This is a genomic window from Binatus sp. (SeqCode), from assembly GCF_035272065.1.
In the GTDB taxonomy this organism is placed as follows: Bacteria; Desulfobacterota; Binatia; order Binatales; family Binataceae; genus Binatus.
Genome location: NZ_DATEQZ010000093.1, coordinates 24,859 through 35,992, shown reverse-complemented (window position 1 = coordinate 35,992; position 11,134 = coordinate 24,859). Strand labels below are relative to the sequence as shown.

Genomic DNA, 11,134 nt, shown 5'->3' with positions numbered 1-11,134 from the left:
CCGCGCTATCGACGCGATGATTGGACAGACGCGGCCGCGAATCGAGCGCGCGATGAAGATCATCCGGCGGCCGCAGGCGCGGGTCGGCGTGATCCCGTCGCCACTTGGCCGTCTGCTGGTGGCGGAGAGCGACCGCGGCCTGGCGGCGATTCACTTTCTTTTCATAAGCGGCGGCGAGCGGACGCTCGAGCAGCTGCGCAGGAAGTTCGATCTGATCGAGAACGAGGCGAGTGCCCGCCGGATCGAAGCGGAAATCGGTCGCGTGTTCGAGGGCGACTTCAACGCGACGGCGCGTCCGGTGGATTTGAGCTTGGTCGACAGCGACTTCCAGCGCCGCGCGTACACCTCGCTGCGCAAGGTCCCGCCCGGTGCGGTGATCACTTATCAGGGGCTGGCCGCGACAGTTGGACAGCCGGACAGCCAGCGCGCGATCGGCAACACGATGGCGACGAATCCGATTCCGATCTTCGTGCCGTGTCATCGCGTGATTCGCTCCGACGGAACGATCGGCAACTACGGCGGCGGTGTGGACAACAAGCTCAAGCTGCTGCGCGCGGAAGGATTCGACCTCGGGCGCGACCTGCGGTTGCCGTCGCGCGCCGTGATGGGGCATCGACGCACTGGAATCTACTGCCGGCCCGACTGTTCGGCGGGACTTCGCGCGGATCCGTCGAAGGTGCTGATCTTCGCGGATTCAACCTGCGCCAAACATGAAGGGTTGAGAGCGTGCAAGCTCTGCAAGCCGACGTGACTCGGGCCGGGTGAGAAACAAAAAGAGCGACGCCAGATGCGGCGCCGCCCTCTCTTGTTCAATCGCGCGGACCGGTTACTCGGTTTCCGACTGCGACTTCAACTGTTGGATCTGCTGGCGTTGATTCTCGATCTCCTGCTGTTGCGACTGCACCTGCTGCTGGGTCTGTGCGTTGGCGTTTTCCTGGTTCTGCATCGAATTGCCGACTACATAGCCGGTACCACCGCCCAGAACGCCACCGATCGCAGCCCCCGCGAGAGGATGGCCCACAGCGGCACCTACGATCGCCCCGGTACCCGCGCCCAGCGCCGTGCCGCCCAAGGTGCCTTCTTCACGAGTCGAGAGCGGCTGCCCCGAGCATCCCGCAAGAACGAGTGTTCCCGCCAGCGCCAGACTCATTAACATTCCTACACGTTTGCGCATAATGAGAACCTCCATCTTCCAATGACTATACGTCAGCGAAGCTATTCGGTTTCCTGTTGCCCCTTCAATTGTTGAATCTGTTGACGCTGCTCTTCCAACTGTTGTTGCTGCTGCTGGACCTGCGCCTGGGTCTGAGCGTTGGCGTTCTCGTTGTTCTGCATCGCGTTGCCGACTGCGAAGCCGCCTACGCCGCCGACGGCCGTGCCGATGGCGGCGCCTGCCAGGGGCGCGCCGACTGCCGCACCGATGATCGCGCCGGTGGCCGCGCCGATACCCGCACCGCCCAGGGTGCCTTCTTCACGGGTGGACATCGGTGCACCCGAACATCCGGCGACAAGGAAAAGCCCGGCCAGGGCCAACGAACCCAACATGATCCTGTGTTTGCGCACTGTCCTTCTCCGCAGCTATTCGGTTTCGCCTTGACTCTTCAACTGTTGAATCTGCTGCTGCTGGCTCTGGATCTGCTGTTGCTGACTCTGAATCTGCGCCTGAGTCTGAGCGTTGGCGGTTTCCTGATTCTGCATCTCGTTGCCGACCGCGTATCCGCCCAATGCGCCGATACCGCCGCCGATTGCCGCGCCCGCCAACGGGTTGCCAACTGCAGCGCCGATGATCGCACCGGTCGCGGCTCCGACACCCGTTCCGATAAACGTGCCCTTCTCACGTGTCGAGAGGGGCTGCCCCGAGCATCCCACGACTGTCACGATCGCAACCGCCACGAGCAGACCTTTGATTATCGATACCGCGTTTGTCCGCACGAGCTTCCTCCTTACATATTCAGCAGTTTTCATGCCTGCAGGTCGCTGCGGTTATTTTCCCAGCCGGCAGCAGGCGAGTTTATTCAGACGCCGCTAGTTTTCTACCTTCTGTGTGGGCAATCAACCATTTCGAACATCGGCTGCAGCATTGAAATTTTTACCGATTTCCTACTCTAGCACATCGCCGTAAACGAATATTCATCTTCGACCCCTGCCGCAACCGTCAGGGCAACACGGCGAAGATTCACGGTCCGAGCGTCAGCCGCGCAGTCGCAATCATCGCACGTTTCGCGATTCTGATCATCGCGGGAGAATCATAGGTAAGACGCCGCTTCATTCGAATGTCTGACTCCGTTTCCTCTCCCTCATCCGCCAAACTCATCTGTGCACCGCCCGAACTGTTAGGAAAGGATGAAGGTGAGTGTCGAGTTAGGGTGTCGCGTTCCGCGCCACCGATTATTCGCCTCGCCCGCTTTGTTGCGGGAGAGGCCGCGCTGAAGGCGCGGGTGAGGGCGATTTTTTTCGTGCGCGATTCAAGATTCCGCTTCCGCACGGAAGGCCCTTGACCCTAATTCGATTATTCGATACTTGTGGAAATATGAAGAAAGAAAAAACCATCGCCGCGCTCGCCGCGTTGGCGCAGGAGTCTCGACTCGACGTCTTCCGGATGCTGGTGCAGAGCGGGCCCGAAGGCTTGCCGGCCGGCGAAATCGGCGCGCGGCTCGGCGTTCCTTCTCCCACGCTCTCGTTCCATCTGAACCACCTGAAACACGCGGGGCTGGTGACCTGTCGGCGCGACAGCCGCTCGATCATCTACAGCGCCGACTTCAAGGCGATGACCGATTTGATTTCCTACCTGACCGAAAACTGCTGCCGTGGCCAGGCTGAACTATGCGCACCGGCGGCCTGCAAGCCCGCGCGAGCGATTAACGGCAAACAACTCCGCTCGGCGGAGAGAGAAAAGGTGAGCGCATGAAACGCATGCACATACACGTCGCGGTCAAGGAAATCCCCGAGTCGATCAAATTCTACTCGACCATGTTCGGCGTCGAGCCGTCGGTGGTGAAACCCGACTACGCCAAGTGGATGCTCGAAGACCCGCGCGTGAACTTCGCCGTGTCCACCTTCGGGCGCGCGACGGGACTCGATCATCTGGGAGTCCAGGTCGAGACTCCCGACGAATTGCGCGAGATTGCCGGCCGTTTGAAGACCGCACGGGAGACTGTGGTGGAACAGCGCGACGCGGCCTGCTGCTACGCGCGCTCGGACAAGGCATGGGCGACCGATCCGAATGGGCTGTCGTGGGAAACCTTCTTCACGATGGGCGAGACTACGGTGTACGGCGAGGAGCTGAGGCCCGTCACCGGGGCGAAGAAAGTTGCGCCTGCAAGCGCGTGCTGCGTGACGCCTGCGCCGGCCGGCGCTTGCTGCGGCGCAAAGACCGGCGCCTGAGCGCTTACGCCGATGGCGAATCGGGAATTCAACGTTCTGTTCCTTTGCACCGGAAATTCCGCGCGTAGCATCATGGCGGAATGTGCAATGAATCGATGGGGCAAAGGGAAGTTCAAGGCATTCAGCGCCGGCAGCCACCCGACCGGAGCGGTTCATCCGGTGGCGCTTCAACTGCTCAATGAGCTGAACTACGAAACGTCCGCGTTGCGCAGCAAGAGCTGGGACGAGTTCGCGCGGGCGGACAGCACCCCACTGGATTTCGTCTTCACGGTCTGCGACAAAATCTCGGGCGAAATGTGTCCGGTATGGCCGGGACAGCCGATCACGGCGCATTGGGGCGCTACTGATCCCGCGGCCTTCGTGGGAACTGATGAAGCCAAACGCCGCTTCTTCTTCAGAATCTATACCGAGCTTGAAAACCGGATAAAAATCTTCAGCAGCCTTCCATTCGACTCGCTCGACCGCTTCGCACTCGAACGCCGCGTCAGGGAGATCGGAACCGTCAAGTTACCGGAAACCAAATGACTCCGATCGTTCGCCGGCTCTCGTTTCTCGACCGCTACTTGACGCTGTGGATTTTCCTCGCGATGGCGGCCGGGATCGCGCTCGGAGCGGCGGCGCCCGGCGTGAGGACTGTCTTCGATCGCCTGAGTGTGGGCACCACCTCGATACCAATCGCGCTCGGACTCATCCTGATGATGTACCCGCCGCTGGCGAAGGTGAATTACGACGAGCTGGGAGATGTCTTTCGCGATTGGAAAATCCTCGGCCTCTCGCTGGCCCAGAACTGGATCATCGGTCCGATCCTGATGTTCGCACTCGCGGTGATATTTCTCCGCGATCGTCCTGAGTATATGACCGGCCTGATCATCATCGGGCTGGCGCGATGTATCGCGATGGTAATCGTGTGGAACGACCTCGCCGATGGCGACACGGAGTATTGCGCCGGACTGGTTGCGTTCAATTCGATCTTCCAGGTGCTTTTCTTTTCGCTCTATGCGTTTGTATTCGTGACGCTGGTCCCGAGATGGCTCGGCTTGGGCGGCGCAGTCGTTCAAATCACGATCGGCCAGATCGCGCAAAGCGTCGGCATCTACCTGGGCGTGCCGTTCGTCGCGGGCTTCGCGACCTGGAAGATCCTTACCGCGCGGATGGGCAAGGCCTGGTATCGCGAGCGTTTCGTTCCGATGATCAGTCCGCTCACGCTTGTCTTTCTTCTCTTCACCATCGTCGTAATGTTTTCGATCAAGGGCGCGAATATCGTGCATCTGCCGCTCGACGTGGTCCGCATCGCGGTTCCGCTGCTGCTCTACTTCACGATCATGTTCACGCTTTCCTTCATCCTCAGTCGCGCCGTCGGCGCAACCTATCCGCAGACGGCGACGCTGTCTTTCACAGCGGCGTCCAACAATTTCGAGCTGGCAATCGCAGTCGCGGTCGCAACCTTCGGCATCGACAGCGGCGCAGCATTTGCCGCCGTAATCGGCCCGCTGATCGAGGTCCCGGTAATGATCGGCCTGGTGGATGTCGCCCGATGGGCTCGGCGCAGTTATTTTCCGACGTCGCCGGGCGCAATAGATTTGCCCGACCGCCGCGACGCCAAGAGCGCCTAGCTAGGCAATTGCTCACCCGTGATAAGGGCTTGCCGTCCGCGGTAAAGTTGCAGATCGGATTCGGGCGAGTCCGGTTGCGCCACTTCTGATCGCGAGAAGCTACTGCTTGTCTTGGCCATAGGTCTGGCCATGGCCCTTGCCGTGATCGGTATCGTGATGCTTGCTTTGCGTTACCCAGTTCGGATGATGCTGCCCGACCCAGTTGCGATCGTGGTCAACCCACCAGTCTGAATTGTGCCAATGGTGATCCCGGTCGTAGTCACCATTGCTATACACACCGTATGGCCCATACGCGGTATAAGGAACGGCGGTGACTAAAGGCCACTCGTATCCGCCGCTGCAGGCGCCGCGGAACGCCCATTCATTTTCACTCATTAGTTGGGCGGCGGCCGCGGGATGGCCAGTGTTGCGATCTCTCCAATAGGTGTTCTGGACTCTCTGCGCAGCCGCACACGACGAGCCGTAGCCCACATAAGGAGCCGGTCCATAAGGAGCGGGCCCATAAGTCTGCTCCTCGAAGCAGGCTTGGATCGTGAGCCCACAGATCAGAACCAGCAGCAATTCAACAACCAGCCAAATTTTACCGGTCATCGGCCTCTCCTGTTTCGATTTCCCTAACTACAGGATTCCATCGCCGCCCATTCGTATTTAATTACACATCTTCTTGCTGAAGGTTTCTGCATAAGACGTGCCGTTAGTCTATTCTCCGAGAATGCTTCATTTCAGCTTTTCCGAAACAGAAAACCAGATTCCTACGGCGCCATTTTTCTTCAGCTCTGTGTCGATTGGATGCAATCAGCGTCGCTAACTCTCAAGATAATAGTTCGCGGATGAAGCCGTCGCCGTCTTGAAGCATCATCGTCTGGGATAGGGCGAGGCCAGGATCGATCCGAAAAGCAAAATCGCTTATTTCGATTTGAGGCGAGGGTCGTCCTCTGCGACGCATTGTGCGTTACAGAGAATGCAGTGCACTTCAGGATTTCGTTCGACACGCCGCGGGTTTGCCGCATCGTTTTGAGTCTGGGCGGCCAGAACTTGATCGTGCAGGCGCGCTTTCGCGGCCTCGCACCCTTGGTTATGGGGAAACCGGCGTCTGATTGTCCATTGGCTAAGCGGAACGCTCTGGTTCACCTCACCGGTGCCCGGAATTACGGGCGGGACCATCAAGTACCAGCCCACCAGCGCCAGCGCGGCAGCGTGGCGGATAGTCATGCCGCTGGAATATCAGGCCGCCGCGCGACCGACAAATAGCGACAGGCTAGTGACAGCATGCGGCACCAATTGCGAGAGCTCGAATCGCGGCCCTACTCAACAAGAAACAGGCGCCATTCGTCGGGCACGCCCTTGAGGGCATGCATGCCCCGGTCGGCGAACCGCAGACCCGAGCCGGCGACAAGGTCTCGGACGGTGCTGGAAACCAGCACTTCGTCCGGTTCGGCCATGGCCGCGACACGCGCCGCAATATGCACCGCGATACCGCCAACATCGTCGCCGATCAACTCGCACTCGCCAGTGTGAAGCCCGGTGCGGACCTCCAGTCCCAGCGGGCGCAGTCTTTCGCGCACCGAACAGGCGCATCGTATCGCCCGATTCGGCCCGTCGAAAGTGGCGAGTAGACCGTCACCGGCGGTATTAACCTCGCGGCCGCGGAAAACGGTTAGTTCCTTTCGCACCGCTGTATAGTAGTCGTTGAGCAGCCCGCGCCATCTCAAGTCGCCCATCTCGGCGGCGCGCTCGGTGGAGCGGACTATATCGGTGAACATCACGGTGGCGAGCACCCGGTCCGTGTCCGGACGATGGCGCGCGCCGGTAATGAATTCCTCGACCTCGTCGAGCAGGAGGTCCAGATCATCCTGATTGAGGGACTGGAGCAGATGATCCTCACCAGGGAGCTCGACATACTTCGCTCCAGGTATCTTCTGAGCCAGGTCGCGCCCGACTGCGATTGGGACCAGCGAATCACCCTTGCGATGGAGGATCAGGGTCGGCACTTGGATCGAGGGCAGCACGTGACGGACATCGCTTTCGTAGTCGGCTCGAAACAGCGCTTGGATAGCGCCCGGACTCGCCGAGGCGCGCTCAAGCCGGCCAAACCATTGGACGAAGGCTTTGTCCTCGCGCATGCTCGGCGCATTGAGACCGACCAGGACGCCCTCGCCCCAGTGCGCGTCCAGTGCGCCAAGGAATCGATCGAATCGCTCCTGGCGCAATGCCCATGGTTCCGCTTTCATCGACGCAAAGGTGCCGAACATCACCAGAGCCGAAGTTCGCTCGGGGTAGGTGGCGGCGAACAACAATGCCATCGGGCCGCCTTCAGACCACGCAAAGACCGTCGCGCGCTTCGAACCGGCCGCATCCAATACCGCTCGCACATCACCAATTCGTTCTTCGAGGGTCTGCTCGGCGACGCGGTCGGAGAGCCCTTGGCCGCGTTTGTCGAACACGATTACCCGCGCGAAAGAGGTGAGCCTCTTCAGAATGTACTCGTTCGCCGGCAGTTCCCAGTAGAGTTCGACGTGCGAGAGCGTTCCCGGCATCAGCACGATGTCACGTGGGCCATCACCGAAAATGCTGTAAGCGATGTGAACATCGCCACTCTTGGCGTACTTGGTTCGGGCTTCCATGCCGTGCCCTCCCGCCGCCATCCTTTGGCAGGATGTGGAAAAATCAAATCATAGGCAAGACGAAGCCGGATTGAAATGCAGGAGCGGCTTCTCCTACCAGCCAATCACTCGCGCGGGCATTACCAGGGCCGCTTGGCCACGAGGATCAGCGCCGCCTGCTAGCACGCCGGTCTTGGTGTTGATTTGCACCCCCAGCACGTGACCTTCGGACCATGGCGAGCGGACTTCAATCTTGTGGCCGCGCGCGGCTAGCGTGTCGCGCACGGTGGCCGGCACTCGATCCTCGATGCGCACGACGCCGGGGCTATTGCCGTGCGGATAGAACGTCGAGGGGAAATGCGGCGTCGAGAACTTGGGCGCCTCGATTGCGGCTTGCAGGTCCATCCCGAAATCGACGACGTTCAGGAAAAATTGCAGCGTCCATTGATCCTGCTGATCGCCGCCGGGCGTGCCGAATGCGAGATACGACTCGCCCTTCACCATCGCGAGCGACGGCGACAGCGTGGTGCGCGGACGCTTGCCGGGAGCGAGCGAATTGGGATGGCGCTCGTCGAGATAAAAAGTCTGCATCCGCGTGCCCAGCGGAAAGCCCAACGCATCTATCACAGGCGAGCTCGGAATCCATCCGCCGCTCGCCGTGACGGCGATCATGTTGCCGTCGCGGTCTGCCGCCGTGACGTGAATCGTGCCTGCGCCCCATGGACGCGCGCCGGTCGCGGCGCCGTCGCGGATCGCACGCATCGCGACCGGATCGCCCGGCCGCTGATCCATCGAGGCGTGCGCGGAGTCGATAAGCTCGCGGCGAATTGCGGCGTAGCGATCGCTCAGTAATCCGGCGAGAGGAACGTCGATGAATTCGGGATCGCCGTAGTATGCCTCGCGGTCGGCGAACGAGAGCTTGGCGGCCTCGATGACGGTATGGATGTAGTCGGCGGAGTTGTGGCCCATCGCGGTGAGGTCGAAGCCTTCGAGCAACTTGAGCTGCTGCAAAAATACTGGCCCCTGCGACCACGGCCCGCACTTGAAGACGGTGACGCCGCGATAGTCGGCGCTCGCTGGCGATTCTACGCGCGTCGTGAAGCGCGCGAGGTCGGAGGCGGCAAGCAAGCCGCCATTGGCGTCGGACCACGCGACGATGTCGCGCGCGATGTCGCCACGATAGAAACGCTCGCGCGCCGCGTCGAGGCCGGCCTCGCGCCCGCGATTCTTCGCCGATGACTCGGCGTCGAGCACGCGCTTGAAAAAATTTGCGAGCGCGGGATTCTTGAGCACGCTCCCCGGCAGCGGAACTTTGCCGTCGGGAAGATAGACGCGCGCCGAAGACGGCCACTTGGTAAGGAAGCGTTTCGCGTTGCTGCGCAGTGACGCGCCCGCCCCTCCCCACGCCTCATCGGCAAGATTGGGATCGCCGGACAATCCCACGTGCATCGGGAAGCCGTCGCCCGCGAGTTGCAATGCAGGCTCGAGCACGTCCGCGAGCGACCTGGTGCCGAAATCGCGGAGCGCAGTGACGAGCGCGTCGAAGGCCGCGGGGACGCCGGCTGCGAGCAGCCCAGCGCCGGGAATCAGTTCGAGGCCGAGCGCGCGAAAGTAGGCGATCGTCGCGCGCGCGGGCGCCATCATATTGCCGTTGATGGCAACGACGCGGCGGGCAGATGGGGGATAAATCAGCATCGGCGCCTCACCGCCGATGGTGTGCATGTGCGGGTTGACTACCCCTTCGACGAATGTTGCAGCGATGGCAGCGTCGATAGCATTGCCGCCACAAGCGAAGATTCGCGCGCCGGCAGAGGCGGAAAGATAGTGCTCCGTCGCGAGCATCGCGCTGCGGCCCATGACGAGCGGATATAGTGTAGGCATCTGGCTAATTCTTGTTCGCGCTCGAACCCGAAATTTCGCGATTTCTTCTCGCGATCCTTATCTGATTATCACGACCCGAATTTGGCAAAAAGGTGCCTCTATTCGGGCATCGCTCCTTCTCGAATCCGTAATGCAGAGCACGGCGTGTATCCACAAATCGAGTCAAAAGCTCGGAAAATCGTTGATCTGCACGGTTTTCCACAGCTCTGGACAAATGAAACGTAAGTGTTCCCCAGACGTCTAAATGTTAGGCCCAAAGCTTGCTAGTATCATGAGGGCAGGATGTGGATGACCTGATTACCGGGAGGAAGCGGAGGGGTAGGTATATGATGACGAGTGTAAACACTGAGAGACTGATCGGAAAGCATTGCAAGCTGCAGAGACCGGTGCGCGACCACGAGGGGCGCAGTCGATTCAGCGAACAACCACGGATAATCCGTGAGGTAAATAATCTGGACCGGCGCATGTATCTGGTGCAATTTGACGACGGCGCCACCACGTTTCTCTTTCCGGACGAAGTAGTCATTCAGTAGCCGATGCGCGGCGCGATGCGCCGTGAAGGAGCGATGGATGGCCGGGTAGCGCGGGCTACGGGCTAACCTCGACCTGCGGGTCCGGGTGGTTGTGCCGCCCGCCCTACTTCTTCATTTCATACCGTGGCCGCGGGTCGTAATCCTCGGTCTGCACCCTGCGCCAGTAACCCCACGGATAGTGCACGAGTTCGAGCTTCATCCCGTCTGGATCGGCGAAGAAAACTGCGTAGTAGTTTTCACCGTACTGCGGATACTCGGCGGGAGCGTCGAGCACCTCGACCTTTTCGCGCAGCAGAAAATCGTGGAACGCGTCGACATCGGCGCGCGATCGCGCGCGAAGCGCCAGGTGATGAAGTCCGACGCGGTAGCGGTCGAAGCAGGCGTCGCGATTGGGGGCTGACGCGTGGCGAATCGCAATCGTCATCTGCGCGTTGGCCCAGTGGATGTAGTCGGCGCCCTCGAATTTTCGAAAGCCGAGTTCCCCCAGCACCTTGTCGTAGAACGCGCGCGCCCGCGCGATATCGTTCACCGTCAGATCGATATGCTCGACGCCTAACACTTCGATTGCCACGAAAAAAAATCTCCTCAGCCGCGGCGCTCTTGCTCGAGAAAGTCGCGGGCGCGATACAGCGCGACGATTGATTTCGCATCGACGATATCGCCGCGGCGAATCATCGCGAAGGTTTCCTCGAACGGCACGCGGCTGACTGTTATCACCTCGTCGTGATCGAGCTTGCCCGCTCCCTCCGACAACTCGCGCGCGAGATACAGCTCGATTCGCTCGTCGCAGAAACTCGGGACCGTGATGATCGAGCCGAGCTGGTCCCATCGCGCGGCCGCGACTCGCGCCTCTTCGCCCAGCTCGCGCCGTGCGCATTCGAGCGGGGCCTCGCCGGCGTTGCGGCATCCCGCGGGAATCTCGCGCATCCAGCCGCCGATGGTGTGACGATACTGGCGCAGCATCGCGACCGTCATGTCGGAGTACAGCGCGACGATCGCGCTCGCGCCCGGATGGCGGATGACCGGGAGATCGACCTGCACGCCGCCGGGCAGCGTCGCGGTCTCGACGCCGAAATCAACGACACCCAATTTGAGAACTGGACGACGATTTGAAGCCATT

At 60.8% G+C, this 11,134-nt stretch carries 13 protein-coding genes; 5 read left to right on the top strand and 8 right to left on the bottom strand.

The window, feature by feature from the left end:
- The coding region (locus VJX68_RS16220) for a methylated-DNA--[protein]-cysteine S-methyltransferase (protein ID WP_324096761.1) at positions 1 to 751 on the top strand (751 nt) is incomplete at its 5' end.
- Between the two features lie 75 nt (positions 752 to 826).
- Here VJX68_RS16220 and VJX68_RS16215 read toward each other — a convergent pair.
- From VJX68_RS16215 to VJX68_RS16205, 3 genes are all read right to left on the bottom strand, one after another.
- On the bottom strand, positions 827 to 1,150 hold the full coding sequence (locus VJX68_RS16215; protein ID WP_324096760.1) for a glycine zipper domain-containing protein: 324 nt from the start codon (positions 1,148 to 1,150) through the stop codon (positions 827 to 829).
- A gap of 65 nt (positions 1,151 to 1,215) precedes the next feature.
- Entirely contained in the window at positions 1,216 to 1,563 is a 348-nt protein-coding gene (locus VJX68_RS16210; protein WP_324096759.1) for a glycine zipper domain-containing protein, read from the bottom strand.
- A 15-nt stretch (positions 1,564 to 1,578) separates the two neighbouring features.
- The gene (locus tag VJX68_RS16205; protein WP_324096758.1) at positions 1,579 to 1,932 is read right to left on the bottom strand and encodes a glycine zipper domain-containing protein; all 354 of its coding nucleotides are present in this window, start codon (positions 1,930 to 1,932) and stop codon (positions 1,579 to 1,581) included.
- 598 nt (positions 1,933 to 2,530) lie between these two features.
- Here VJX68_RS16205 and VJX68_RS16200 point away from each other — a divergent pair.
- Genes VJX68_RS16200 through arsB form a run of 4 tightly spaced genes read left to right on the top strand, consistent with a single transcriptional unit; the run spans position 2,531 to position 4,997 of the window.
- A complete protein-coding gene (locus VJX68_RS16200; protein ID WP_324096757.1) occupies positions 2,531 to 2,908 on the top strand; it encodes an ArsR/SmtB family transcription factor in 378 nt (125 codons plus the stop codon).
- Entirely contained in the window at positions 2,905 to 3,384 is a 480-nt protein-coding gene (locus VJX68_RS16195; protein WP_324096756.1) for an ArsI/CadI family heavy metal resistance metalloenzyme, read from the top strand. Before VJX68_RS16200 ends, VJX68_RS16195 begins: the two co-directional genes overlap by 4 nt.
- A 12-nt stretch (positions 3,385 to 3,396) precedes the next feature.
- A complete protein-coding gene (locus tag VJX68_RS16190) occupies positions 3,397 to 3,909 on the top strand; it encodes an arsenate reductase ArsC (protein ID WP_324096755.1) in 513 nt (170 codons plus the stop codon).
- Positions 3,906 to 4,997 (top strand): ACR3 family arsenite efflux transporter, encoded by a 1,092-nt coding sequence (gene arsB / locus VJX68_RS16185; RefSeq protein ID WP_324096754.1) that lies wholly within the window; start codon positions 3,906 to 3,908, stop codon positions 4,995 to 4,997. Before VJX68_RS16190 ends, arsB begins: the two co-directional genes overlap by 4 nt.
- A gap of 99 nt (positions 4,998 to 5,096) precedes the next feature.
- Here arsB and VJX68_RS16180 read toward each other — a convergent pair whose 3' ends face one another.
- From VJX68_RS16180 to VJX68_RS16160, 5 genes are all read right to left on the bottom strand, one after another.
- Complete coding sequence (locus tag VJX68_RS16180; protein WP_324096753.1) at positions 5,097 to 5,588, bottom strand: hypothetical protein; 492 nt, start codon at positions 5,586 to 5,588, stop codon at positions 5,097 to 5,099.
- A gap of 713 nt (positions 5,589 to 6,301) precedes the next feature.
- Complete coding sequence (locus tag VJX68_RS16175; RefSeq protein WP_324096752.1) at positions 6,302 to 7,621, bottom strand: adenylate/guanylate cyclase domain-containing protein; 1,320 nt, start codon at positions 7,619 to 7,621, stop codon at positions 6,302 to 6,304.
- A 93-nt stretch (positions 7,622 to 7,714) separates the two neighbouring features.
- Complete coding sequence (locus VJX68_RS16170; protein WP_324096751.1) at positions 7,715 to 9,481, bottom strand: gamma-glutamyltransferase family protein; 1,767 nt, start codon at positions 9,479 to 9,481, stop codon at positions 7,715 to 7,717.
- Between the two features lie 636 nt (positions 9,482 to 10,117).
- A complete protein-coding gene (locus VJX68_RS16165) occupies positions 10,118 to 10,585 on the bottom strand; it encodes a VOC family protein (RefSeq protein ID WP_324096750.1) in 468 nt (155 codons plus the stop codon).
- A gap of 14 nt (positions 10,586 to 10,599) precedes the next feature.
- Positions 10,600 to 11,103, bottom strand: a complete 504-nt coding sequence (locus tag VJX68_RS16160) for an NUDIX hydrolase (protein ID WP_324096749.1) — start codon at positions 11,101 to 11,103, stop codon at positions 10,600 to 10,602.
- Positions 11,104 to 11,134 lie beyond the last annotated feature (31 nt).

What these genes read in the sequence shown, in the direction of transcription:
- VJX68_RS16190 (WP_324096755.1), top strand. Translation starts at nt 3,397, where the DNA reads ATGGCGAATCGGGAATTCAACGTTCTGTTCCTTTGCACCGGAAATTCC.
- VJX68_RS16175 (WP_324096752.1), bottom strand. Translation starts at nt 7,621, where the DNA reads ATGGAAGCCCGAACCAAGTACGCCAAGAGTGGCGATGTTCACATCGCT.
- arsB (WP_324096754.1), top strand. Translation starts at nt 3,906, where the DNA reads ATGACTCCGATCGTTCGCCGGCTCTCGTTTCTCGACCGCTACTTGACG.
- VJX68_RS16215 (WP_324096760.1), bottom strand. Translation starts at nt 1,150, where the DNA reads ATGAGTCTGGCGCTGGCGGGAACACTCGTTCTTGCGGGATGCTCGGGG.
- VJX68_RS16200 (WP_324096757.1), top strand. Translation starts at nt 2,531, where the DNA reads ATGAAGAAAGAAAAAACCATCGCCGCGCTCGCCGCGTTGGCGCAGGAG.
- VJX68_RS16180 (WP_324096753.1), bottom strand. Translation starts at nt 5,588, where the DNA reads ATGACCGGTAAAATTTGGCTGGTTGTTGAATTGCTGCTGGTTCTGATC.
- VJX68_RS16195 (WP_324096756.1), top strand. Translation starts at nt 2,905, where the DNA reads ATGAAACGCATGCACATACACGTCGCGGTCAAGGAAATCCCCGAGTCG.
- VJX68_RS16170 (WP_324096751.1), bottom strand. Translation starts at nt 9,481, where the DNA reads ATGCCTACACTATATCCGCTCGTCATGGGCCGCAGCGCGATGCTCGCG.